Annotated in this window: 26 protein-coding genes and 1 tRNA gene; 13 read left to right on the top strand and 14 right to left on the bottom strand. The window is 63.2% G+C overall.

Annotation, left to right across the window (positions count from 1 at the left end; genetic code table 11):
* Positions 1-9: 9 nt before the first annotated feature.
* The 3 genes from ABD704_RS00630 to ABD704_RS00620 are packed head-to-tail and all read right to left on the bottom strand — an operon-like array spanning position 10 to position 1,939.
* Positions 10-702, bottom strand: a complete 693-nt coding sequence (locus tag ABD704_RS00630; RefSeq protein ID WP_344697762.1) for an anti-sigma factor — start codon at positions 700-702, stop codon at positions 10-12.
* Positions 699-1,346, bottom strand: a complete 648-nt coding sequence (locus tag ABD704_RS00625) for a sigma-70 family RNA polymerase sigma factor (protein WP_344697761.1) — start codon at positions 1,344-1,346, stop codon at positions 699-701. The genes ABD704_RS00630 and ABD704_RS00625 overlap by 4 nt, the downstream gene beginning before the upstream one ends.
* Before the next feature lie 50 nt (positions 1,347-1,396).
* Complete coding sequence (locus ABD704_RS00620) at positions 1,397-1,939, bottom strand: fasciclin domain-containing protein (protein WP_344700443.1); 543 nt, start codon at positions 1,937-1,939, stop codon at positions 1,397-1,399.
* 148 nt (positions 1,940-2,087) lie between these two features.
* On the opposite strand from ABD704_RS00620, the gene ABD704_RS00615 reads away from it, so the two are divergent.
* From ABD704_RS00615 to ABD704_RS00605, 3 genes are read left to right on the top strand one after another with little or no spacing between them, the layout of a single operon-like run.
* Positions 2,088-3,194 (top strand): DUF3089 domain-containing protein, encoded by a 1,107-nt coding sequence (locus ABD704_RS00615; RefSeq protein ID WP_344697760.1) that lies wholly within the window; start codon positions 2,088-2,090, stop codon positions 3,192-3,194.
* Positions 3,191-3,664, top strand: coding sequence for a Holliday junction resolvase RuvX (gene ruvX, locus ABD704_RS00610; RefSeq protein ID WP_344700442.1), 474 nt, complete (start codon positions 3,191-3,193; stop codon positions 3,662-3,664). The genes ABD704_RS00615 and ruvX overlap by 4 nt, the downstream gene beginning before the upstream one ends.
* A gap of 11 nt (positions 3,665-3,675) precedes the next feature.
* Positions 3,676-4,566 carry an aspartate carbamoyltransferase catalytic subunit gene (locus tag ABD704_RS00605; RefSeq protein ID WP_344697759.1) on the top strand — a complete coding sequence of 297 codons (891 nt, stop codon included), beginning with the start codon at positions 3,676-3,678 and terminating at the stop codon, positions 4,564-4,566.
* On the opposite strand, the gene ABD704_RS00600 is transcribed toward ABD704_RS00605, so the two are convergent.
* The 3 genes from ABD704_RS00600 to ABD704_RS00590 all read right to left on the bottom strand — a co-directional run bounded on the left by ABD704_RS00600 (position 4,563) and on the right by ABD704_RS00590 (position 7,254).
* A complete protein-coding gene (locus tag ABD704_RS00600; protein ID WP_344697758.1) occupies positions 4,563-5,828 on the bottom strand; it encodes an SPOR domain-containing protein in 1,266 nt (421 codons plus the stop codon). The two genes, ABD704_RS00605 and ABD704_RS00600, sit on opposite strands and share 4 nt — an antisense overlap.
* 61 nt (positions 5,829-5,889) lie before the next feature.
* Positions 5,890-6,450, bottom strand: a complete 561-nt coding sequence (locus tag ABD704_RS00595) for a hypothetical protein (protein WP_344697757.1) — start codon at positions 6,448-6,450, stop codon at positions 5,890-5,892.
* 81 nt (positions 6,451-6,531) lie between these two features.
* A complete protein-coding gene (locus tag ABD704_RS00590) occupies positions 6,532-7,254 on the bottom strand; it encodes an AAA family ATPase (RefSeq protein WP_344697756.1) in 723 nt (240 codons plus the stop codon).
* 140 nt (positions 7,255-7,394) lie between these two features.
* Between ABD704_RS00590 and ABD704_RS00585 the strand changes: the two genes are divergently transcribed.
* Positions 7,395-8,279: an SPOR domain-containing protein gene (locus ABD704_RS00585; protein ID WP_344697755.1), complete on the top strand. Its 885-nt coding sequence runs from the start codon at positions 7,395-7,397 to the stop codon at positions 8,277-8,279.
* 2 nt (positions 8,280-8,281) lie between these two features.
* Here ABD704_RS00585 and serB read toward each other — a convergent pair whose 3' ends face one another.
* Positions 8,282-9,160, bottom strand: coding sequence for a phosphoserine phosphatase SerB (gene serB, locus ABD704_RS00580; RefSeq protein ID WP_344697754.1), 879 nt, complete (start codon positions 9,158-9,160; stop codon positions 8,282-8,284).
* Between serB and miaA the strand changes: the two genes are divergently transcribed.
* Together miaA and ilvC are read left to right on the top strand one after the other, a co-directional pair.
* Positions 9,153-10,088 carry a tRNA (adenosine(37)-N6)-dimethylallyltransferase MiaA gene (gene miaA, locus ABD704_RS00575; RefSeq protein ID WP_344697753.1) on the top strand — a complete coding sequence of 312 codons (936 nt, stop codon included), beginning with the start codon at positions 9,153-9,155 and terminating at the stop codon, positions 10,086-10,088. The genes serB and miaA overlap by 8 nt on opposite strands.
* A 9-nt stretch (positions 10,089-10,097) precedes the next feature.
* Positions 10,098-11,084: a ketol-acid reductoisomerase gene (gene ilvC / locus ABD704_RS00570; RefSeq protein ID WP_344697752.1), complete on the top strand. Its 987-nt coding sequence runs from the start codon at positions 10,098-10,100 to the stop codon at positions 11,082-11,084.
* On the opposite strand, the gene ABD704_RS00565 is transcribed toward ilvC, so the two are convergent.
* Genes ABD704_RS00565 through mutL form a run of 4 tightly spaced genes read right to left on the bottom strand, consistent with a single transcriptional unit; the run spans position 11,069 to position 13,976 of the window.
* The gene (locus ABD704_RS00565) at positions 11,069-11,233 is read right to left on the bottom strand and encodes a hypothetical protein (protein ID WP_344697751.1); all 165 of its coding nucleotides are present in this window, start codon (positions 11,231-11,233) and stop codon (positions 11,069-11,071) included. The genes ilvC and ABD704_RS00565 overlap by 16 nt on opposite strands.
* A 54-nt stretch (positions 11,234-11,287) precedes the next feature.
* The gene (gene ppa / locus ABD704_RS00560) at positions 11,288-11,833 is read right to left on the bottom strand and encodes an inorganic diphosphatase (RefSeq protein ID WP_344697750.1); all 546 of its coding nucleotides are present in this window, start codon (positions 11,831-11,833) and stop codon (positions 11,288-11,290) included.
* A complete protein-coding gene (crcB, locus tag ABD704_RS00555) occupies positions 11,830-12,210 on the bottom strand; it encodes a fluoride efflux transporter CrcB (protein ID WP_344697749.1) in 381 nt (126 codons plus the stop codon). The genes ppa and crcB overlap by 4 nt, the downstream gene beginning before the upstream one ends.
* A gap of 8 nt (positions 12,211-12,218) precedes the next feature.
* Positions 12,219-13,976: a DNA mismatch repair endonuclease MutL gene (gene mutL / locus ABD704_RS00550; protein WP_344697748.1), complete on the bottom strand. Its 1,758-nt coding sequence runs from the start codon at positions 13,974-13,976 to the stop codon at positions 12,219-12,221.
* Positions 13,977-14,130: 154 nt separating this feature from the next.
* On the opposite strand from mutL, the gene ABD704_RS00545 reads away from it, so the two are divergent.
* From ABD704_RS00545 to ABD704_RS00520, 6 genes are all read left to right on the top strand, one after another.
* Positions 14,131-15,174, top strand: a complete 1,044-nt coding sequence (locus ABD704_RS00545; RefSeq protein ID WP_344697747.1) for a rod shape-determining protein — start codon at positions 14,131-14,133, stop codon at positions 15,172-15,174.
* A 15-nt stretch (positions 15,175-15,189) separates the two neighbouring features.
* Entirely contained in the window at positions 15,190-16,068 is an 879-nt protein-coding gene (locus tag ABD704_RS00540) for a rod shape-determining protein MreC (protein WP_344697746.1), read from the top strand.
* Complete coding sequence (gene mreD / locus ABD704_RS00535; protein ID WP_344697745.1) at positions 16,068-16,589, top strand: rod shape-determining protein MreD; 522 nt, start codon at positions 16,068-16,070, stop codon at positions 16,587-16,589. Before ABD704_RS00540 ends, mreD begins: the two co-directional genes overlap by 1 nt.
* Positions 16,586-18,499, top strand: coding sequence for a penicillin-binding protein 2 (gene mrdA / locus ABD704_RS00530; protein WP_344697744.1), 1,914 nt, complete (start codon positions 16,586-16,588; stop codon positions 18,497-18,499). Before mreD ends, mrdA begins: the two co-directional genes overlap by 4 nt.
* On the top strand, positions 18,496-19,608 hold the full coding sequence (gene rodA / locus ABD704_RS00525) for a rod shape-determining protein RodA (RefSeq protein ID WP_344697743.1): 1,113 nt from the start codon (positions 18,496-18,498) through the stop codon (positions 19,606-19,608). The genes mrdA and rodA overlap by 4 nt, the downstream gene beginning before the upstream one ends.
* Before the next feature lie 98 nt (positions 19,609-19,706).
* Positions 19,707-19,782 (top strand) — tRNA-Lys (locus tag ABD704_RS00520).
* A gap of 10 nt (positions 19,783-19,792) precedes the next feature.
* On the opposite strand, the gene fsa is transcribed toward ABD704_RS00520, so the two are convergent.
* Both fsa and ABD704_RS00510 read right to left on the bottom strand, forming a co-directional pair.
* Entirely contained in the window at positions 19,793-20,443 is a 651-nt protein-coding gene (fsa, locus tag ABD704_RS00515) for a fructose-6-phosphate aldolase (protein ID WP_344697742.1), read from the bottom strand.
* Between the two features lie 131 nt (positions 20,444-20,574).
* The gene (locus ABD704_RS00510; RefSeq protein ID WP_344697741.1) at positions 20,575-21,675 is read right to left on the bottom strand and encodes a LacI family DNA-binding transcriptional regulator; all 1,101 of its coding nucleotides are present in this window, start codon (positions 21,673-21,675) and stop codon (positions 20,575-20,577) included.
* A gap of 183 nt (positions 21,676-21,858) precedes the next feature.
* On the opposite strand from ABD704_RS00510, the gene ABD704_RS00505 reads away from it, so the two are divergent.
* Complete coding sequence (locus ABD704_RS00505; RefSeq protein WP_344697740.1) at positions 21,859-22,233, top strand: hypothetical protein; 375 nt, start codon at positions 21,859-21,861, stop codon at positions 22,231-22,233.
* Positions 22,234-22,370: 137 nt separating this feature from the next.
* Here the strand turns inward: ABD704_RS00505 and ABD704_RS00500 are convergent, their stop codons facing one another.
* Entirely contained in the window at positions 22,371-23,729 is a 1,359-nt protein-coding gene (locus ABD704_RS00500; protein WP_344697739.1) for an MFS transporter, read from the bottom strand.
* Positions 23,730-23,763 lie beyond the last annotated feature (34 nt).

Here is a 23,763-nt window from a genome sequence, read left to right as displayed (position 1 = left end):
CGGATGCACTTAGCTATTCTCAAGCTTGCCCGATGCAACGACCGGCCCGGTAGGATCGCCAGTCGGCGACCCTCCCGGCGGCTCGACGGTGATCGCGATGGTCGCGCCCTCGCGCATCAGCTCGGCAAGGGCGTCGGCGAGTTGCATGTGCATCTGCTTGCCCGGCATGGTCCCGAGCGATCTTGGTTTGCCACCGGAGGGGATGATCCACAGCTCGTGCGAATGCTTCGGGTCGCTGGGCATGTCCCCGGCGGCCGCTAGCACCAGCTGCCGTCCGTTCGGATTCCAGCTCGCCATCACGCGCATCTGCTTTTGCTGATCACCGAGCATGGCCACCATCGGCGGCCCCACGGGCCGTACGACCGCTTCGGGGCGGAACAGCAGGACCAACGCGAGGCCGGCGGCGACTGCCGTCATGGCGGCAGAGACCGACCGCCACAGCGTGACGCGCTGATTGAGCTGGACGACGTTCGTAGAATCCGCGGCGACCGGCAGCGACGCGGCGATCCGTCGCCATAGCTGGTTGGGCGGCTGGGCATCGGCGACCTCGTCAAGCATCGGCGTTAGCCTGCCCGTCCAATAAGCCACTTCCGCCCGGAAGGACTGGTCGCTTTGAAGCAGCGCCCGGGCGCGGCGAAGCTCTTCGCCGGTCAGGACGCCAAGAGCATATTCGCCTGCCAGTTCCCTTTGCTCGTTGCTCATCGCTCGAGGCACCCCCGAAGCCGCTGGAGGCCGCGCCGGATCCAGCTCTTCACCGTCCCCAGCGGGACTGAATCGCGCTCCGCCAGCTCAGGATAGCTGAGACCGTCGAGAAACGCCGACCGGATCGCCGCGCGCGGCTGCTCGTCAAGTTCGTCGAGGCAGTCGGCGAGGCGGCTGGCGTCCTGCCGCGCGGTCACCAGTTCGAAGGCCGACGGTGTGTCGTCTTCGACTTCCGCCGCGTCTTCGATACCGCCCGCAGCGGGCAACTTCTGGCGTAGGCGGTCAATAGCCTTGTTCCGCGCGACGACCGCAAGCCAAGTGATCGGGCTGGCCTTTTCCAGATCGAAGCGGCCGGCGTTGCTCCAGATCTTCACATAGGCTTCCTGAAGCACGTCCTGCGCCTCGGCCTCGCTGCCCATCAGGCGCAGGCAAATCCCGTATAGCTTCGCGGAAGTACGGTCGTACAGCATCGCGAATGCGCGGTGGTCGCCGCCAGAAACGGCGCGCAATAACCCGGCAAGCTCCGAAGAATCGCGGCCGTGCCGCTGGCTCACCGGGCTGTCCATGTTGAGCATCATGCCCGATCCGAAAGACAGCCGAAAGTGAAAGTGGGCGGAAGACGCGCAAGCCGTGAGATCAGTCATTGCACTCCTCCCGCCCTGGCCCGGCGGAGCGCTCGCCAGGCCGAGAAACGTTAGGGCATCAACACTTTGTCGATGACGTGGATCACGCCGTTCGATTGCATGACATTGGCGATGGTGATGCGCGCCTTGTTCCCCTTGGCATCAATGACCGACCAGCCGGCCCCCGACTTGCGAAACATCAGATTTTCGCCCTGAGCCGTCTTTAAGGTCGCGGTGCCGTGATGATGCGCGGCCAGCGCTGCGATCTGACCGGAGGTGTAGCGGCCGGGAACGACGTGGTAGGTCAGCACGCTCGTCAGCTGGCCTTTGTTCTCGGGCTTCAGAAGCGTGTCGACGGTTCCTCGCGGGAGCTTGGCAAAGGCGGCATTCGTCGGCGCGAAGACCGTGAACGGGCCTTTGCTCGCCAGGCTGTCAACCAGACCGGCAGCCTTGACGGCGGCAACGAGCGTCGTGTGATCCTTCGAGTTCACGGCATTTTCGACGATGTTCCTGGTCGGATACATCGCTGCGCCACCGACCATTGGATTCTTCGCCTGGGCAGCCGGGGCGATGGTCAGCGCACTTGCAAGTACGATCAATGGGCTAATCTTCATGATCACTTCCTCCTCCTGCAGATCAGTCTGCGCAGAAGGTACGGAAGGCCGATCGGTGCGGATGCATGCGGCACAAAGGCCATGTCCGCCGAAGGCGACGATTGCGGTCTGCTTGCGGCGGTCAGGCCGGTAACCTAGGCGCCGCGCCATGTGTGCCCGCCGATTCCTGATGGTGATCTTCGTTCTGATCTTGCTCGCGGTGGCTGCGGCCTTTGCGATTTTTCAGTTCGGCGACCGTGTGCTGATCAAGAGCGCGATCCCGCGCGGCCATTTTGAGGCCGCGGCAGCTGGCGGAGGGCCCGACTATGCGAAGGCGGAGAGCTGGATCGCGCGGCCTGGAACGGCCAATGACCCGTCCAGGTGGCTCCCCGACGGCATGGGGCAGGACCGAACGGGCGACGCGGCAATCTTCTATATCCATCCGACGACTTATCTCGACCGCGACCGGTGGAACGCGCCGGTCGACGCCGGCCGGGACACCGGCTTCCGCACGAACCTTTTCGTCCAGAGCCAGGGCAGCGCGTTCAACGCCGCGGGCGAGGTGTGGGCACCGCGTTATCGACAGGCCGCATTTGGCGCATTCCTGCTCGACAGCGCGGACGCGAAGAAGGCACTCGATCTTGCCTATTCGGATGTGTCGGCGGCGTTCGACCAATTCGTCAAAGAGGCCGGCGACCGGCCCATCATCCTCGCCGGGCATAGCCAGGGCGCTCTTCATCTCGAGCGGCTGCTCAAGGACAAAATCGCCGGCAAGCCGATCGCAAGCCGGATCGTCGCAGCCTACGTCATCGGCTGGCCGGTCAGCACAACCGCCGACGCCCCGGCGCTCGGCTTGCCGCCATGCAGGACCGACCTGCAAACAGGCTGCATATTGTCCTGGCTAAGCTTCGCCGACCCGGCAAATCCGGAACTTGTGCTCAACTCTTACGAGAAATCCTCAGGTTTCTCCGGCGCGGAACGGCGGCGCCAGGACCTGCTGTGTGTCAACCCGATCAGCGGATCACGGAACGGCACGGCGACGCCGGACCTGAACCCTGGAACGCTTGTTCCAAGTGGAAACCTGATGTCGGCTAGCCTTTTGCCCGGCGCGGTCGGCGCTCACTGTGACAAAGGGCTGCTGCTTCTGGACGGAAAGATACCGGCGCTTGGCCGCTACGTCCTGCCCGGCAACAATTATCACGTTTACGACTATGCCTTGTTCTGGGGTGCGATCCGGCGCGACGCGGAACGGAGGCTTGCTGTGTGGCATCAGTGATCACCGCCGACGTGAGCGACTTCGCCGCTGCGCTTCCCGATGGCGGCAAGCTCGCCGGACTCGACGTCGGCACCAAGACGATCGGCCTCGCGATTTGCGATGGGGGTTGGCACTTCGCCGGCCCCGCGGAAACGGTCCGGCGAACGAAGTTCACGCAGGACCTCCTGAGCTTGCGGAAATTCATCGATAGTCAGAGCATCGTCGGCTTAGTCATTGGTTTACCGTTGAATATGGACGGTACCGACAGCCCGCGAACGCAATCGGTCCGCGCTTTTGCAAGGAATGCCTCTGCCCTGGATCTGCCGACACTCCTGTGGGACGAGCGCTGGTCGACGCAGGCGGTGGAACGCGCGATGATCGACGCCGACGTCAGCCGGGCGAAGCGTGCGGAGAAAGTGGACGCTCTCGCGGCAGCGCATATCCTCCAGGGCGCGATCGACGCACTGGCCAACCTGCAACGTCCCCAATAAGTCGCGCCCTCGTGGACCTGCTTTCCATCGATTCGCTGACCGACGACCAGATCGCCGGCATTCTTGAGAGCGCGGATCGATTCTTCGGTGCCAATCGCCGCAGCATTTCGAGCGAAGCGCTCAGGGGGCGCATCGTTTTCAACGTCTTCTACGAAAACTCAACGCGGACAGCGATGTCGTTCGCAACGGCAGCACATCGCCTAGGCGCCTCCGCGATTTCGCTCTCGGTCGAACATTCTTCGGTCAAAAAGGGTGAGACGCTGGAGGATACGGCGCAGACGCTCAACGCGATGCGCCCGGACGCACTCGTCATCCGCCATCGCGACAACGGCGCGCCGGGGATCGTCGCCGAGATCATGGAGGCGCCTGTCATCAATGCCGGCGACGGGACGAACGAGCACCCTACCCAAGCACTTCTCGACGCCGCGACGATCAAGCACCGCTTCGGCCGGCTCAAAGGGCTCAAGGTCGCAATCTGCGGCGACATCCGGCACAGCCGCGTTGCTCGTTCCAATGCCAAGCTTCTTCCGCGCCTTGGCGCCGAGGTTCGGCTGGCGGGGCCCCCGAACCTTCTGCCTGACGAAATTCCGCAACGATCTGTTGATGATGCGATTGAGGGTTCAGACGTCGTGATGATGCTTCGGGTGCAGCGCGAACGCCTCGAAGAAGATCTTGGCGACGCCCCGGGCGAGTATCTGCAGCGCTATGGACTCACGGCCGAGCGGCTGACCCGCGCAGCGCCGGGTGCAGTCGTTATGCACCCCGGACCGATGAACCGCGGCGTCGAGATCGACCCGCAGATCGCGGACGATCCTCAACGCTCGCTCATAACCCTTCAGGTTGAAATGGGCGTGGCCGTACGAATGGCTTGCCTGGAAATGCTGGTCGGTCGCCCCGCTTAGCGCGAGGCGATTTCGACCGGCGCATCGCCCGCGACGTAGCGGACGAAGCAGCTTCCGCCCGAACGCCGCAGCGACGAGCAAAGAGCAGCAGCCTCATTGACGCTGCCGAAGCCCTGCACCGACAAGCGGTAGAACGTGCCCCGCTGACTGGAGAAGCGAGCGCTTACCGGCGCATATTCCTGCAGCGAGCGGTAGCGGCGAGCAGCCGCATTCCACGCCGTCAGGACGCTCTTCGAATTGCTGTAGGAGCCGAGCTGGACCACCGCGCGCGAGTTGCCGCGACGAAGCGAAGCTGTCTGCACCTGGCCCGGCTTTTTGGGCAAAGCAGATGCCTGCTTCACCTTCTCCGACTTAAGAGCCGGCGTCTTCTTCGACTTGGGCGAAACATAAGCGAACGGCTCGGCAGCCGGCGGCGGCGCAGCCTGCGCCATTTCAACCGGAGCAACCGCTGCCGGAGCAGCCTCGACCGGCGCGGGCGCCGAAATGGCGGCAGCGAACTGCTCCTGCGGTACTGGAGCCGGCGCGGGGGCCGGAGCAACAGGCACAGCCGAAGCCATGCGCGTGTCGCTATTGGTCTTGTTGAGCGCCAAGCGCGTCGGCTGACCCGGATCGATTGCAGCCGGCGTCACGCCAACCAGCGAAGCGACGGCCGTCGATTCCTTCCCCGGCGTCGCCATCTGCATCCACTGATGGATACGCGTGTCGAGCTGGTCGGCGGGAACGTCCTGCGAGGCGACGGTACGGGCATTCGTCCAATCACCGGCGAACGCGTATGCAAGCGCCAGGTTCTGGCGGACGCGAGCGTCGGCGTCGGACCGGCGAGCGGCTGGCTCCAGGACCTGGATCGCATCGTTCGGACGTCCGGCAAGCGCCACCGCCAGACCGTAATCGGCTGGGTCGAGCACGCCGCGGCCGGCTTCGAGGAAGCCGAGCGCTTCGTTGCTCTTGCCGAGAGCGATCTCGACCAACGCCAGCTTCAGGACGACCTGCGGCTGGTTCGAATAGATGGACAGCGAGTCCTTGTATGCCTGCTCGGCCGACTTGAAGCGGCCGCCGGCAAAATAGGCGCTTCCAAGGAGCGCGCGGAAACCGGCGTCGTCGGGAGTCTTTTGCACCGCGCGCTCGGCGAAATCGATCGCGGCCGGGACATTGTTGGCGCTGAGGGCCGCTAGCGCGCGGACCGCGAGACCGACCTCCCCATTCGTCTTGCCGCCGAAGGAAGCGCTGCTGACATGGCTCGACGGAGCCGCGCAGCCGCTCATGATGGAGGCTAATGCAACCAGCGAAAGCGCTGGGCCGAAGCGAGTGTGCCGGGACATACTGTTACCCCTTAGGTTTGGCCTTGTTGGCCAAGGTATCGAGGTCCGGCATCGCTTCCAGAAACTGGTCGAGCGCAGCGGTGACGATCTGCTGGGCTGAACGCCCATCAACGGCACATGCGAGTCGCAGCTTGAGGTGGCGCTCCGGATCGAGCCGAAGCGTGAAAGCAGCCTTGCCCTTGCTGCCAGGGGCAGCACGAGAGCGAGGTGCACGCTTAGGTGTCGACACAGCAGCGTGAGCAGCGACAGGAACGACGGCCGGAACTGATTCCGGCTGAGCTTCTGATTGTTCATAGAGCTCGGCAGTTTCGTCGATTTCTTCGCCGTCATCAACGTTCAAACGGTCGATAATCTCCGCTTGCTGTGTGTGAACTGGTGAATTGATTGGCGTGAGCCCTGTGGGGTGAATCGCTCGCGGGTGCTCGACGATATCTTCGCCAAAGGCATCGTGTTCTTCATCTCGCGGAGTCGCGGCCGGCTTAGGGGGCTCGAACCCCATGTCGTTCCATCCAAGATCTTCTAGATTGCCGCCGGCGACCTGGCCGCCGAAACCTTGCGGACGCATGGCCGGGCGAGCTGCACCCTTGCGGGCGAGAAGTCCGGAGGAGAGAGAAGCGAAGGGCTTGGGGTCCACTGGGTCGGCTCCTTACTGACCGACGACGCGGCGACCGAAGCCACCGACCGGACGCGGACTGGCCGCGGCGATGCCCGGCGCTGCACCCGGCGCTGCGAACACAGTGCGCCGGAAATTCTTTTCGAGACGATCCGAGATATAATCCCACAGCTCGACGACTTCCTTGGCCGAGCGGCCACCCGGATCGATCTCCATCACGGTGCGGCCGTCGATCATCGAGGCGGCAAAGTCCGTGCGGTGATGAAGGGTGACTGGAGCAACAGTGCCGTGCTGCGAAAGCGCGACGGCGGCTTCATAAGTGATCTTAGCTTTCGGCGTTGCCGCGTTGACAACGAAGATCAACGGCTTGCCGGCCCGATCGCAGAGATCAACCGTCGCACCAACGGCGCGAAGGTCGTGCGGGCTCGGGCGAGTCGGGATGACGATGAGTTCGGCAACAGCGATGACGCTTTGGATCGCCATGGTGATCGCCGGCGGCGTGTCGATGACGGCCAGGCGGAAGCCCTGCTGGCGAAGCACTTCGAGATCGCTCGCAAGGCGGGCGACCGTCGTCTGTGCAAAAGCCGGCATCTCGGCTTCTCGCTCGTTCCACCAGTCGGCAAGGCTGCCTTGCGGATCGATGTCGATGAGGCAAACGGGACCCGCCCCAGACATCTGCGCTTGCACCGCAAGATGGCCGGACAGAGTCGTTTTACCGGACCCGCCCTTCTGCGATGCCATAGCCAGAACGCGCATGCTTATCCCCTCGCCCATTGACGCCTGTTCATCTGGTGAGTGGCACCTTTACCTCTAAAATCTGGTTAACATTGCTACGACTCTATTTGAGGATAAGTCGCTCGCCGCTACAGTCGCGTCGGGTAGGAATAGCGATGATTATGAAACACTTGGTTGCGGTGGCCCTGATCGGCGTGGCCCTAGCGCCACTGTCTGCACAAAGCGTGAAAAGTGGAATCGCGGCTTGGCAGCGTGCCGATTATGCCGGCGCTGTAGCGATTTGGCGTCCGCTCGCTGAACGCGGCGATGTCGATGCCGCCTTCAATCTCGGCCAGGCTTATCGGCTGGGGCGCGGCGTCCCCATCAATCTCGCCGCAGCCAAGAACTGGTTCGAGCGCGCCGCCAAGAAAGGCCATGTCGACGCGCAGACGACGCTCGGCCTGTTGCTGTTCGAGAATGGCGACCGCGAGGCCGGCATCAAGTGGCTGAAGACCGCGTCCGACAAGGGCGATGCCAGAGCCATGCTCGTCTACGGCACGGCGTTGTTCAACGGGGACGCGGTGAAGCGAGACCGCGTGCTAGGATATGCGCTCGTCAGCAGGGCGGCAGCGCAGGGGCTCGCGCCCGCGCAAGAGACCCTGACGCAACTCGACGGGCTAATGCCCCTAGACCAACGCAGGAAGGGCGTCGCACTCGCGATGGCGAAAGCGAAGAGCGCGCCGTCGCCGGGCACGAAGGTGAAGAAACCCACCCCCCCGCAGGTTACTCAGCCCAAGCTGTCGCCCGCAGTGTCACCGCCTGTGGCGAGTGCGGCCGTGACCGGCGGCTGGCGGATTCAGCTCGGCGCCTTTTCGCATCACGCTGGCGCGCAGAGCCTGTTCCAAAAGCTGTCGGGCGGCCTAGCGGGCAAGCAGCCATATTATGTGGTGGCGGGACCCGTTACGCGGTTGCAGGTCGGCCCCTACCCCAGCCGCGCGTCGGCTGCTTCCGCATGCGCATCACTGTCCGCGCGCGGGCAAGCATGCTTCCCGGTGCCGGGAAAGTAGGCTCAGCCTTTATACCAGTCACGGCGCCGAACCCCCTGAACCCAAAGAAGCGCGTCCAGCCCGTGATGGTTGAGCGTCGCGTCGGCCGCTTCGACGAGCACCGGCTTGCCCTTGAAAGCCACGCCTAGTCCCGCTTCCTCAATCATCAGCTTGTCATTCGCGCCGTCGCCCACGGCGAGCACTTCCGATGGTTCTAGCTTGAGTTGCTCGCGTACCTCGATGAGCGAATCGCGCTTGGCCATCGCGTCGACAATCGGGTCTCCGACATCCCCACTGAGCTTGCCGCCTGCGAATACGAGGCGGTTCGCCTTAACGCGATCAAAGCCGACCGCCTTCGCGATCGGCTCGGCGAAAGACAGAAAGCCGCCTGAGACCAGCAGGCAGCTGGCTCCGCCAGCCCGCATCGTTTGGACGAGAGTCTCAGCGCCTTCAGTGACTTCCACCCGTTCCTTAAGGCACAATCCCAGCGCCCCTTGATCGAGACCGGCTAGCAATCGAACGCGTTCCCGGAGCGCGCCGCTGAAGTCTAGCTCGCCGCGCATTGCTCGGTCGGTGATTCCGGCCACCTCGGCCTTCAGTCCCGCATAATCAGCAAGCTCGTCGAGGCATTCCTGCCCAACGATCGTCGAATCCATGTCGGCGACCAGCAGCTTCTTCCAGCGTGGCTCCTCCGGCTGGACGGCGATGTCGACCCGGCCGAGCGGTTCGAGCACCCACCGCGCCGCCTTCGGATCGCCGGCGAAGCGAAGATCGGCCGCATCGCCTTCGTCGATCCAGTGGCTGAAACTGGCTTTGGGGTCGATCTCGCGTAGAAGGCCGAGCGCGCGCTCCACCAATCTGTCATCGAGCCGTCCGGCTGCTATCAACGTCGCAATGGCCATCAGTGTGCACAAACCTCCGCTCGCCTTAATTGCGGGACCGACCGCGAGCGGCAAGTCGGCACTTGCACTGGCTTTCGCCAAGCGGACTCGCGGCGTCATCGTGAACGCCGACAGTGCGCAGGTCTATCGGGACCTGCCGGTGCTGAGCGCAGCACCCACCGCCGAAGAACTCAGCCAGGCCGAACATCGGCTCTATGGCTACCTGGATGGCGCGGAGGCATGCTCCGCTGCCGACTGGGCAGAGCGGACGAAAGTCGAAATCTCGGAAATTCAATCGAGTGGCCGGCTCCCGATCCTGACGGGTGGGAGTGGTCTTTATCTTCGCACTTTGCTCAATGGGATAGCGCCTATTCCTGCCATCTCCACCGAAGTTAGAACGCAGGTTCGGGAAGCGTCAGTTCAGGACAATCGTAGGCGCTTGGGGAAGCTTGATTCGCTTGGGGCCGCTCGCTTGGGTGAAAACGATTCAACCCGCGTCGCCCGAGCACTCGAGGTGGTTCTTTCGACCGGCAAATCCCTAGCCGATTGGCAGCAGCGCCGCGAGGGCGGGATCGCAGATCAGGTTGACCTCAAGGCGCTGATTCTCTTGCCGCCCCGCGATTGGCTGTATGCGCGGTGCAATGCGCGATTTGCAGCGATGATCGAACAAGGCGCTGTTCACGAGGTGCGTTCGCTGCTCGAGAGGGGCCTAAATTCGAGCCAGCCGGTCATGCGCGCAATCGGCGTGCGGGAGATCGCGGCCTATCTTTCGGACGAAACCAGTCTCGACGAGGCCGTTGCCGCCGGCCAGCAAGCGACGCGGCGATATGCCAAACGGCAATATACCTGGTTCGCTCACCAGCCGCCTGCCGACTGGCCGCGGTTTACCGACCCCCTCGAACCATCGGCGTTGCCCCGCGCGCTAGAACTGCTGATTGCAAAGGCCTAGGCGGCGCGAATGGAGATGCTTCGAGACGCCGACATCGACCTCACCCCGCTCGTCGGAAAGCGGGTGGCGATCCTGGGCTACGGCAATCAGGGGCGCGCCCAGGCCTTGAACCTGCACGATAGCGGCATCGACGTCGTCGTCGGCCTTCGTGGCGGTTCAGGTAGCTCGTTCGAGGTGGAAGCTGCCGGCCTCGAAGCAGCTTTGATCGAAGACGCAGTGGCCGATGCGGACGTGGTGATGATCCTCGCGCCCGACGAAATCCATGATTCGCTCTACGCCGAGATCGAACCACGCCTTCGGCACGGTACCGCGGTCGGGTTCAGCCATGGCCTTTCCGTGCGCTTCGGGTTCGTGAGATCACGGCCGGATCTGGATGTATTCCTGATTGCTCCGAAGGGCCCCGGAACGGCACTGCGGTCGCTCTATCAGCAGGGCAAGGGAATGATCGCTCTCTGGGCGGTCGACCAGGACGCCTCCGGTAATGCAGCCGGGATCGCTCTAGCCTACGGTCGCGCCATCGGATGCGGTCGCGCGGGACTCATCCACTCCAGCTTCGCCGAGGAGGCGGAGGCCGACCTGTTCAATGAGCAGGCCGTCGTTTGGGGCGCCGTCCCCGAGATCCTGTCCGCCGGTTTCGAAACACTCGTGGCGGGCGGCATTTCGCCCGAAGTTGCCTATCTGGAGTGCATAGGCGAGCTTAAACTGATCGCGGAGCTGATCGAGGCGCGCGGGATTGCCGGCATGCGCGAGGTCATTTCGAATACTGCGGAGCTTGGCGCCTTCCTTGGCGGCAAACGGATCGTCGACGACGCGATCCGTGCGCGCATGAGCGAGATCCTCGCCGAAGTGCGGGCTGGCCGCTTTGCCGGCGAGCTGAAGGACGAGGAAAAGAGCGGCTATGCGCGGCTGGAAGCAGCACGCTCGAAAGCGCGTTTAACGCAGATCGAAGAGACCTTCAGACGCTTGCAGTCGGTGGCAGATCAGTCGGCAGGCTGAGCCGGCCGGTCGCCGACGCTTGCCTTCTCAAGATAGGCGCGTTGCAATTTCTGATGTGCGTTCGCGACTTGTGGGTTCGAGGCTGACTGGGTGAGCGCCTGCTCCTCCGCAGCGCGCCTGGCGAAATAAATCCGGTCTTGGCTTTCCATGACGCGGCTCCTTGCTGCGACGCCTTTCTATCAGACGACTGAAGAAAAGTCCCGTCAGGCTACTGAAGTCGAAAATTCCTTAGCGCGATCAATGGCTTCCGCGAGGATCCTGTGAGCATCTGAAGCATCGCCCCACTTCCCGACCCGCACCCATTTGTCGGTTTCCAGGTCTTTGTAGTGGGTGAAGAAATGCTCGATCTGCTGGAGGACGATCGACGGCAGATCCTGTCGCTCCCCGACATCCGCATAATATGGGAAGGTCGTGTCGACGGGCACGCAGATCAGCTTCTCGTCCCCGCCATGTTCGTCCTCGAGATTGAGGACGCCGATCGGCCGGGCGCGAACGACGCAGCCGGGTACGAAGGGGGATCGTGCAATCACCATCGCGTCCAGCGGATCGCCGTCGGGCGACAGCGTGTGCGGCACGAAGCCGTAGTTGGCGGGATAACGCATCGGCGTATGCAGGATGCGGTCGACGAAGAGCGCGCCCGACTTCTTGTCGAACTCGTATTTCACCGGCTCGCCCCCGACAGGCACTTCGATGATGACGTTGATGTTGTTGGGCGGATCGTCGCCCACCGGGATGAGATCAATGTTCATGGCAGGCCGCCGCCCCTAAACAGGGAGAGGGCGAAGAACAATGCCGATACGCTCGCCACGACCGATCCGAGCACATATCCCGCCGCAAGGCCGTAAGCATGGCGCTCGATCAGCAGCGCCGTATCCAGCGAAAAGGCTGAGAAGGTCGTGAAGCCGCCGAGAATGCCGGTCGTCAGAAACAAGCGGACGTGCTGGTTGAGCCCGGGCTTGAAGGCGAAATAGCCGGCGCACAGTCCCATCAGGAATGAGCCGGCGACGTTGACGAACAAGGTGCCGAGCGGAAAGCTGAGCGCCAGCAGGCGGGCAGCGGCGACGTTGACGCCGTGCCGCAGTGCTCCGCCGATCCCGGCGCCGATGAAAACGATGAGATAGAGCATTCCCTCGCCTACTTCCGGCCAAACAATTTTTCGATCTCGGAATGGCCGAGCTTCACCCAGGTCGGGCGGCCATGGTTGCACTGACCCGACCGCGGCGTGACCTCCATCTCGCGAAGGAGCGCGTTCATCTCCGCGACGGAGAGGATTCGGCCTGCACGGACGGAGCCATGGCAGGCAATGGTCGCGGCAACATGATCAAGCTTGTCGCGAAGGCTCAATGGACCACCCAGCTCGGCAATTTCTCCCGCAAGATCGGCCAGCAGCGCCGAAACATCGGTTTTACCGAGCGCCGCCGGAACGCTGCGGATGAGCATGGCCGTGGGGCCGAAGCGTTCGACGTCGAGGCCGAGGTCGGCAAGCTCCGCCTGCGCAGCATCGAGGCGGTCGCAATCGGGCTCCTCTAGCTCGACCACTTCCGGGATCAGCAGAACCTGGCGCGGCACGGCGCCGCCGTCGCGAGCAGCGCGCATTCGCTCCAGCACCAGTCGCTCATGCGCGGCGTGCTGGTCGACGATGACGAGCCCGTCTTCAGCCTCAGCAACGATGTAAGTCGCAGCTACCTGGCCGCGAGCGACCCCGAGCGGATAGCTCCCGGCGGGTTCGACGGCCGGCTCAGCACGGGCGGCGGGCGCCTGATCGAAAAGGACCGCTGCCTCCGCGACGATCGAAGCCGCTGCTGGGGGCAGGTCTACAAGGCTCGGCGGCTGGCGATTTAAATCCGAGTCATAGCTTGCGCTGGTCGTCCACATAACGGGCGCCGCCGCCTGCTCACGCGCTGCGCTGCGACCACTTTCTTCGTCGAGCGCTCGCCGAAGTCCTCCAACAATCAAGCCACGCACCGCCTGCGGGTCACGGAAGCGCACCTCCGTCTTGGCTGGGTGAACGTTGACGTCGACCTCTTCGAGCGGAACGTCGAGGAATAGCGCCGCGATGGGATGTCGGTCCCGCGCGATGAGATCGCGATAGGCGGCACGGAGGGCGCCGACGAGCACCCGGTCCTTTACCGGGCGTGAATTCACGAAGAGGAACTGCTGGTCTGCCACGCCTCGATTGAACGTCGGAAGGCTAATCACGCCGGTAAGGCGCAAGCCGTCTCGCATGCAGTCGATGCCGACCCCGTGTCGGCCGAGCTCATGGCTCAGGAGTTCGGCGACCCGGGCGGGCGCCTCGGCCGGCTGCAAGGTGAGGATGCGCCGGCCATCGCTGTCGAGCGTGAACGCGACATCACTGCGGGCCATCGCCAGCCGCTTCACCGAATCGAGGCAGGCCGCATATTCAGAGCGTGGCGAGCGCAGGAATTTCCGGCGCGCGGGGATCTTGTCGAATAGTCCTTCCACGCGAATTCGCGTGCCGGGCGGCAGGGCGGCAGGCCCCTCGCCCACCGGCGCGCCGTGATCGATCTCGATTCGCCATCCGTCGGCGCCTGCGACGCGGCTTTCGAGAATGAATCGCGATACGCTGGCGATCGATGGCAAGGCTTCGCCGCGGAAACCGAAGCTGGTCACGCGGTCTATCGCCTCGTCCGGCAGCTTCGAAGTCGCGTGCCGCTCAAGCGAAAGCCGCATTTCGTCTGGACTCATCCCGCATCCGTCATCAGCGACTTCGATCAGGTCCATGCCCCCCGCGGCAAGGCGAACGGCGATGCGATTCGCGCCTGCGTCGAGACTGTTTTCGATCAATTCCTTGAGCGCGCTTGCAGGCCGCTCGACGACCTCGCCGGCGGCAATGCGATTGATGAGTTCCGGCGGCAGCCTTTTTATTGACATGTTAACCATTCCTAGCCCATCCACGGCTTGCCGGCGAAGCACTGATTTTTCGCGGAAATTCAGGGCGCATTCAATGGAAAGAGTTCAATTGGAAGTTAAGCAGCGGGCGCTTTGTCCGCCGCCTTCCGGGGATTAGGCGAGAGCGGGGATTTTGATGTTCTGGACGCGCTGGTTCAAATGGATGTCGCACGACATGGCGATCGATCTGGGGACCGCCAATACACTTGTTTACGTGCGCGGCCGGGGCATCGTCCTTAACGAGCCTTCCGTCGTCGCGATCGAGACCATCAACGGCGTGAAGAAGGTCAAGGCCGTCGGCGACGACGCCAAGCTCATGATGGGAAAGACGCCCGACCAGATCGAAGCCATCCGCCCGCTCCGCGATGGCGTCATTGCCGACATCGATGTCGCCGAGCAGATGATCAAGCACTTCATTCACAAGGTGCACGGCGGCAAGATGCGCGCCTGGCGCTTCCCTGAGATCGTGATCTGCGTGCCGTCGGGTTCCACCTCGGTTGAGCGCCGCGCGATCCGCGACGCCGCTTCAAACGCCGGTGCGAGCGCCGTCTTCCTCATCGAAGAGCCGATGGCGGCTGCGATCGGCGCCGACATGCCGGTCACCCAGCCTATCGGATCGATGGTCGTCGATATTGGCGGCGGCACCACTGAGGTCGCGGTCCTTTCGCTCCGCGGCCTCGCCTACACCACGTCGGTCCGCGTCGGCGGCGACAAGATGGACGAAGCGATCAGCTCCTACGTCCGCCGCAATCACAACCTCCTGATCGGCGAAGCCACGGCCGAGCGGATCAAGAAGGAAGTCGGCATCGCCAAGCCGCCCGTTGATGGCATCGGCAAGACCGTGCACATCAAGGGCCGCGACCTCGTGAACGGCGTTCCCAAGGAAATCTCGATCAACCAAGGTCAGATTGCCGAAGCGCTTTCGGAGCCGGTCGGCACCATCGTCGAAGGCGTCCGAATCGCGCTCGAGAATACTGCGCCGGAACTGGCAGCGGACATTTGCGACCAGGGCATCGTTCTGACGGGTGGCGGTGCGCTGCTCCAGGGCCTCGACGAAGTGCTTCGCGACGAGACCGGCCTTCCTGTGACTGTCGCCGACGATCCGCTCACCTGCGTCGCGCTCGGCACTGGCCGTGCGCTCGAGGAAGAGCAGTTCCGCGGCGTCCTGCAGACCGCTTAGCGGGGGAAATGACCGGTGGCGACCGCGCGTCCCGGCTGGTCGCGTAGAGCCCAGTACGGGCTCTTCTTCAGCTTCCTTGCGGTCGTTGCGGGGATCGTCGTCGGCTTGATCCTGCTGACGATGTCTCTCGTCGCACCCAAGGCCTTTCAGAACGTTCGCGGCGCCGCACTTGATGTCACTGGCCCCGTCGCCGGTGCGCTTCATGAAGTTACCGCGACCGCCGGAGGCATGTTCTCCGGCGCCGGCGATTATTGGGACGCGGCCAACCAGAACGGGAAGTTGAAGCGCGAGCGCGAAGTTATGCTGCGCCGGATGGTCGAAGCGAAGGCCATCCTCCAGGAAAACCGGCAGCTGAAAGCCACGCTTCAGTTGCGCGAGCGTCAGGAAGACGCGGTCGCTACCGGTCGCATCGTCGGCTCATCATTCAATAGCCCTCGCCGCTTCGCCATCCTCTCGGTCGGTGCAAAGGACGGCGTTCAGGTCGGCATGCCGGTCCGCTCAGCAGACGGACTGGTGGGGCGCATCATTGACGCCGGCGCGCTGGCATCACGCGTCCTGCTCGTATCCGACCGGGCGAATATCGTGCCTGCCCGCCTGCTTCGCGGCGGAATTGCAGTGATTGCCCAAGGCCGGGGTGATGGGACGATCGATGTTCGTCCTCTCGAAGTCGGCCGCAACCCATTTAAGCGCGGCGACATCATCATCACCTCGGGGACCGGCGGGCTCTATCCTCCGCTGGTGCCGATCGCGCGCATCGTGAAGCTGGACGATGACGGCGCAGTCGCCGTGCCTCTCGCCGACCCGTCGAACATCAGCTTCGCCATCGTCGAACCGCCATTCGAGCCAGCGGCCGTCGCTGCGGAGTCCGCTCCTGCGCCGGACGAGGCGCCCTGATGGCGCGCGCCGCACTTACCGGCCGCACCCGGCTGGGTCGCGATCCCGCCCCTTACGCTCCTTTTGTCCCAGCCGCCTCGGTCGTGGCGGCATCGTTCCTTTCCGCGCTTCCCATCATCTCGATGAGCGGCTGGTATCCGGATTTCGGCTACCTGGTGCTGATCAGCTGGCGGTTGCTTCGGGCGGACCCGTTTCCCCCTTGGTGGGCAGCGGCCTTGGGTCTCGTCAACGACCTGTTCACGGGGAATCTGATAGGGTTCTCAGTGACTTTGTGGGCCACGACGATGCTGGTGCTCGATTTGATCGACCGCCGGACGATGTGGCGCGATTACTGGATAGAGTGGGTACTGGCCGCAGTGCTGCTGACGACCGACGAATGGCTACAATGGCGGCTTGCCCGCCTGCTGGGGGCTGACGTGCCGTTTCTGGCGATGGTCCCGGCAATCGTCATTTCGATCTGCGTCTTCCCACTGAGCGCCTGGACTGTTTCCCGCATCGACGCCTGGAGGCTACGGCGGTGAAACACGTGCGATTCACCAACGCTCACCAGTCGATTACCTTCTCTCGCCGGATGATGTTGCTTGGCGGCGCCCAGGCGGGTGTCGGCGCTCTCTTGATCGGCCGGATGGGCTGGCTGTCGATCGCGCAGAACGCAAAGTATCAATTGCTGTCCGAGAGCAACCGCGTGCAGCTCATCCCCGTCCCGCCCCGTCGCGGCTGGATCGTCGACCGCAACAACAAACCGATCGCCATCAACAAGGCCAGCTTCCGCGTCGATATCATTCCCCAGCAGCTCGTCGATGGACCGAAGGTCGTCGCGCAGCTCGCCAAGCTGCTTGAGCTTCCGCCGGACGAGGTTGAGCGCATCAACCGCGAGCTTGCCGTTTCGCGCGGCTTCCAGCCGGTCTCCGTCTCCGACAACATCTCCTACGAAAAATATGCCGCGGTTACCGTCCGCGGACCTGAACTTCCTGGTGTCGCAGCTTCGCGAGGCTTCACCCGCTTCTATCCTGCCGGATCCGCCGTCGGCCAGCTCGTCGGCTATGTCGGCACTGCCTCCGCTGCCGAATATGAGAAGGAACACAAGAACCCCCTCCTGCTGATTCCAGGCGTGAAAATCGGCAAGGAAGGTCTTGAACAAACGCTTGAATCTACCCTTCGCGGTGAGCCTGGCGGCCAGCGTGTCGAGGTCACGGCGCATGGCAAGCTGGTCAAGGAACTGGAAGCGAAGCCCGACCGGAGCGGCGGAACGGTCCAGCTGACCATCGACGCCGACCTTCACGAATATACTGCGCGGCGCATCGGCGAGCAGTCGTGTTCGGTCGTCGTTCTGGACGTGAACGAAGGCGACATCTTGGCGATGCCGTCGATGCCCTCTTTCGACCCCAACAATTTCTCGGATGGCATCAGCAGGAACGAGTGGAAGATGCTGTCGGGAGACGACCATCTACCGTTGGTCGATAAGGCGCTCGAGAGTCTTTACCCGTCAGGCTCGACCATCAAGCCGTCGATGGCGATGGCGCTGCTCAACGCCGGCATCGACCGTAAGCAGCGCGTCAATTGCACTGGCTCCTACCCGCTCGGCAATCACGTCTTCCACTGCGACAAGCGCCACGGGCCGGTCGATATGGACGCGGCGATCGTTCACAGCTGCGATATCTATTTCTACGACATGTGCCGCCGCGTGGGCGCCGAGAAGCTCGCGCCGATGATCCGCTCGATGGGCTTCGGCGAGAAGTTCGACCTGCCCTTCGACAATCAGCGCTATGGTACGGTTCCGGACCCGGAGTGGATGATGCGCAAGTATCATCGCCAGTGGCAAACCTACGACACGATCAACATGTCGATCGGCCAGGGCATGGTGCTCATCAACCCGATGCAGCTCGCCGTCATGGCGGCGCGGCTCGCGACCGGGAAGCGGGTGATCCCGCGCCTGCTCAAGAATAAGCCGGTCGCGCCGCAAGAGCATCTTGAGGTCGACGCCGACCACCTGACCTTCATCCGGCAGGCAATGGCCAATGTCGTCGATCACGGCACGGCCGCCGCGGCCAAGCTCCCGCTCGACGGGATCCAGATGGCGGGCAAGACCGGAACGGCGCAGACCCACCGCCTGAGCGACGCCGAACGCGGAAACTACACGGCCGCGCTCTGGAAGCTGCGGGACCATTCTCTGTTCATGGGCTTCGTGCCTTTCAACAATCCGCGCTACGCAGCCGCGGCCATCGTTGAGCATGGCGGCTTCGGCGCAGCCGTAGCGGCGCCGCTGATCCGCGACACGCTGCTGTTTCTCTACGACAAACAGAAGGCGCTCGCGAACTTGCAGAGCTTTGAGCAAGGCATCGGCGGGACGCTCGAGGAGCGGAACGCGCGCAAGACGGCCAGTTGGCGAAGCGCGAACGGCCTGCCTGCCTTGCCGCCGACCAAGGCATGATCACCTCCGCCATCATTCCGAAGCCGTTGGCGCGGCTGCCCTGGCGGCTAATTTTCCTCGTCGCGGGCATCGCCACCTTCGGCTTGATCGTTCTGTATTCCGCGGCCGGCGGCTCAATCCAGCCATGGGCGATGAAGCAGGCAATTGTCTTCACCGGTTTTCTTGGCATCGCCGTCGGCATGTCATGGATGAAGGAGACCACGATCAAGGCGATCGCCTTTCCGCTCTACGCGGTCACTCTCGTGATGCTGATCGGCGTCGAGGCGCTCGGGTTTGTCAGCAAGGGCGCACAAAGATGGCTCGACCTCGGACCGATCAGGCTCCAGCCGTCGGAATTCATGAAGCCTGCGATCGTGCTCACGCTTGCCCGCTTCTACGAACTCGTTCCCGCTGCCGAGATCCGGAAATGGCGCGCGATCTGGCCGGCGATGCTTCTGCTTGGCGTTCCCGCCTTCCTGATCCTCGTCCAGCCCGATCTTGGTACCTGCATCATGGTGATGCTGTGCGGCGTCACCGTCATGTTCCTTGCCGGTCTGCCCTGGTGGCTGTTCGCCGGGCCAGCAGCCGCGGTCGCGGTGGCTGCACCGATCGTCTACTCGATGATGCACGGCTATCAACGCAAGCGCATCGACGTTTTCCTCGACCCCGAAAGCGATCCACTTGGCGCCGGCTACCACATCGCGCAGTCGAAGATCGCGATCGGATCCGGCGGCATATGGGGCAAAGGCTTCCTTCACGGCAGCCAGAGCCACCTAGATTATCTTCCAGAGGGCCACACCGATTTCGTGTTCGCGACAATGGCGGAAGAATGGGGCCTGGTCGGCGGGATCCTCCTGATCTGCGCGTTTGGCGCCGTGATCCGCTGGGGCATGCGAGTGAGCCAGAATTCGCGAACCCGTTTCGGTCAACTGGCCGCCGCTGGTCTTTCAGCAACGATCTTTTTCTACGTGTCGATCAACCTGATGATGGTGATGGGACTGGCGCCCGTTGTTGGCGTTCCCCTGCCCCTCGTCAGCTTCGGCGGATCGGCCGTGATGACAGTGATGTTGTGCCTCGGCCTGCTCATGGCATTGGAGCGCCAGCAGCGCACCGTATCGCGTCTCGCCTGAAAAGGTTGAAAGACTGCGGTTGCGCCCCAACTAGGCCCATGCTACCGGCGCGCCGCTCCAGAGCGCTTTTGACGCAGGGAGCTTCGCCTCACGGCAGTGGACGCATAGCTCAGTTGGTAGAGCAGCTGACTCTTAATCAGCGGGTCCTAGGTTCGAGCCCTAGTGCGTCCACCACTTCCTTTCCTCAGATCTTCTGGCCGGTCTGTTCCCAGTCCTTGAGGAAGCTCGCGATTCCGTTGTCGGTGAGCGGGTGCTTGAACAACTGGTGGATGATCTTGGGCGGCGCCGTCATGACGTCAGCGCCGATCTTGGCTGCCTCAACGACGTGCATTGGATGGCGGACGCTGGCAACCAGGATCTGCGTCTCGTAATCGTAATTGTCGTAGATTAGCCGGATGTCGGCAATCAGCGCCATTCCATCGAAACCGACATCGTCGTGTCGACCGACGAAGGGCGAGATGAAGGTCGCGCCCGCCTTGGCAGCGAGAAGCGCCTGCGCGGCGGAGAAACAAAGCGTCACATTGACCATCGTGCCCTCGCTCGTGAGCGCTTTGCAGGTCTTGAGCCCATCCGGCGTCAGCGGAACCTTGATCGCGACATTGTCAGCGATCCGGCGCAGCACTTCGGCCTCCCGCATCATGCCTCCATGATCGAGCGCGACGACCTCGGCCGAGACCGGGCCCGCAACGATGCCGGCGATTTCCTTGACGACTTCGAGGAAGTTTCGGCCCGACTTGTGGATCAAGGTTGGGTTAGTCGTCACGCCATCGAGCAATCCGGTTTCGGCAAGCTCGCGAATTTCCGAAATCTCGGCGGTATCGGCGAAGAACTTCATGTCGTGCTGGTCTCCAAAGGCGCGCGGGCCGTTCGGCGCCTTTTCGCGATTGCACCAGGCTTGCGCAACCCGCCGTGGGCGGTGAAGCTGCGGCGGCGAAAACCTCAAATGGGTTGCGCCGCGCAACGACCTTAACTGCCCCTGGAAGCCTTCCGAGCCTTGCTTCGATACTGGCTTGGCGGCGGCCCGCAAGATTCTCGGATGATCAGGGCATGGCTGAGGACGCGTTCCGCTGCTTTGTGCGGTGCGCCCGAGCGGCGCCGGCGTAGATCGGTGATGAGAAGCTCCAGCGCCGCTTCAGCCATCGCCGAGATAGGCTGTCTGACCGTCGTCAGTTCGGGCCAGACGCTCGTCGCCAGCGCCGTGTCATCAAACCCGACAATGCTGATATCCTCCGGAACATCGAGGCCGCGGCGGTGCGCGACGCTGATCGTCGCAGCGGCCATATCATCGTTGCTCGCGAAAACGGCTGTCGGACGTTCGGCGCGGGACAGGATGCGGTCACCTGCAATCAGCCCGGAGCGATAGCTGAAATAACCTTGCTCGACCGCGGCCTTATCGGGATCGACGCCGGCCGCCGACAGCGCATCACAGAAACCTCGGAAACGGTCGTGGCTGGCCACGTGATTGGGATGTCCCTTGATGAACCCAATTTCTCGATGCCCGAGTTTGAGAAGGTAGCGAGTCATCTCCATGGCTGCCGCATAATCGTCGATGCGTACATTGAGGCTCTGCTCATTGGGCGCGCCCATCGCGACCGTGACGAAGGGGATCTGCATGGAGTCGAGTTCAGCGAGGATCGGTTGCGATTCTGAAAGCGGCGGGGGCAGTACAACGCCTTCGACGTCGCTGGTGGCAAAGCAGCGCGTGACTTCGGCCTGCGCGTTCGCATCCTCGGATTCGCAGGACTCGCAGGACTCGATGACGAGGTGAACGCCCGCGCTACGCGCCGCGTGAAGCGCACCGATCAGGAATTGCGATAAATAGGCCGCGCTCGGGTTTGCATAGAGCAGGCCGATATGGGCTGCGCGGCCCGCCGCCAGGCTTCGCGCTGCGGTGTTCGGTGAGTAGTTGAGGCTCTCGATCGCGTCGAGGACGGCGGTCCGCGTAGACTCACGGACGTTGCGGCCCTGGTTGATGACTCGGGACACGGTCATCGCCGAGACGCCCGCTGCGCGCGCGACGTCCTCGATCGTGATCGCCCCTCGCCCGCGCCGGCTTGGCCTCGGCATCAACGCACCCCTTCTGGCCCAGCTAAGTGAGGCTCGGCACCAATGCAAATGAAGCGCGCCACACCTGATCCTCGCTCACGCCGCTTTCGTGGTACAAGGCCCATGCACTTCGTCGTGTCTCAGGTCTCTGGCCCCAAGGAATGACGAACGTTCCAAGCGCCAATTGGCGAAGGGAGAAGCACCATGCGTAAACTGATCGTGATCGCCGCTGTTGGGGTCTTGAGCTGCACGCGACCGGCTCAGCCTGCGCAGGATTCGTTTGCCAGAGAGCTTGCCGGCCATGTCGCCGAGGCGCCGAAGACCTGCATCAACAACTACCAGTCTCAAAACATCCGCATCATAGATTCGAGCACCCTCGCCTATGGCACCGGCCGCACAATCTATGTGAACAAGCTGCCTGGCTCCTGCCCCGGGATCCGAGAACTGAATACGCTGGAGGTCATGGCGCAGGGCAATCAATATTGCCGCGGAGATCGAATCCGCGGGATCGAGCCCGGCGCGATAATTCCTGGGCCCTGGTGCGTGCTTGGCGATTGGACTCCGTACCGCATGAAATAGCGAGGCGATCCGCTAGTCGACGCCATGCCCGGTCGAGAAGTAGTGCATGCAATGTCGGAACTCGCGCGCAACTACGAGTACGCGGCAAAGCGCCTCCCGGACGCAAGCCAGACCATCGATCGGAAGCTGGCCGCCGCCTAGTGAATCGACGCGGCGGCGGGCTCTTCACGCAGATGTACTTGCGCACGCCGCGACGCGACGGCGAACATGCAGAGCACGGCATAGCAAAGCGCCGGAATGATTAGCGCCGCGTGATAGCTCGTCAGCTCCGAGAACTTGCCGACCAGCAATGGCACCAACGCGCCGCCGACAATCGCCGTGCAGAGCAAGCCGGAAGTCGCCTCGGCGCTGGCCGATGAGCGCTCAAGCGTGATGGTGAAAATCACCGGAAACATGATCGAGTTGAACAGGCCGATGCACAGGGCCACAAAGCCAGCCGACACGCCGCCGACTGCCGCGACGTAAACGCACATGGCGCAGGCGATCGCTGTAAAGGTGGCCAGCAGGCCGGAAGCGTTGAAGCGCGCGAGTAGCGCTGAACCAACCGCGCGGCCCACCATGGCACCGCCCCAGTAGAAGGCGACGGCCTTGCCTGCTTCTTCGACCGAGACGCCGTGAATGCCGTCGCTTCCCATCGTGGCTCCTAGCAGCGGCACGCTGAATGGCGCGTCGGACAGTCCCCAGATCGCGTTGTCGTTCAGAAACGCGGTCATCTGCGTCCCGATCGAAACCTCGGCGCCAACATAGAGAAAGATCGCGAGACCGCCGAACATCGCCCAGCGCGAGCTAAGCGCATCACTAATCAGGGAGCCAATGCTCTGTTGCGACGTCCTCTGCGGCGCGTTGGGAAGCGCCGACGTCACAGTGCGACGGGACAAGAACATGAAGATCGTCAGAAGAGCGATGAGGCCGCATAGCCAGAGATAGGCCATGTCGATGCCGGCAAGCGCGTGGGCCCGGACTTCTGGCGTGATGACTGTCCCTTCCTTCACCTCGACGCCCTTCAGGAAGAGGTGCGCTCCAAGGATTGGCGCGATGAACGTGCCGAGCGAGTTGAACGTCTGGCTAAACGTCAGTCGGAAGTGGCTGTAGTCTGGATTACCAAGCGCCGCGACGAGCGGGTTGGCCGCCACCTGCAAGATGGTAATTCCGCTCGCCAGCACGAACAGGCCGACGAGAACGAGCGGGAAAACCGCGAGGTTCGCCGCCAGCAGTATCAGCGCACATCCGGCGATCATCGTCACCAACGCCATGACGATCGACGACATCGCTCGGGTGCGCGAAAGCAAAGCCGCCGCAGGGAATGAAATAAGCCCATATGCAATGAAGAATGCGAAGGCGATGAACTGCGCCTCGAACCGGCTCAGGGTGAAGATACCTTTGACGGCCGCGACGAGTGGATCATTCAGGGCGGTAATAAAGCCCCAGGCGAAGAACAGGCAGGTGACAATGATGAATGCACCGGTGACGCCGGCGGACTGCCGCTGTTGCTGCACTCGTTTTCCCCTCGATCGATTTGCGCTTTGGCCA

The sequence above is a fragment of the Sphingomonas limnosediminicola genome (assembly GCF_039537965.1).
Lineage (GTDB): Bacteria > Pseudomonadota > Alphaproteobacteria > Sphingomonadales > Sphingomonadaceae > Sphingomicrobium > Sphingomicrobium limnosediminicola.
Note: the sequence above shows the minus strand (reverse complement) of the source record. Positions and strands in the feature narration are given on the sequence as shown.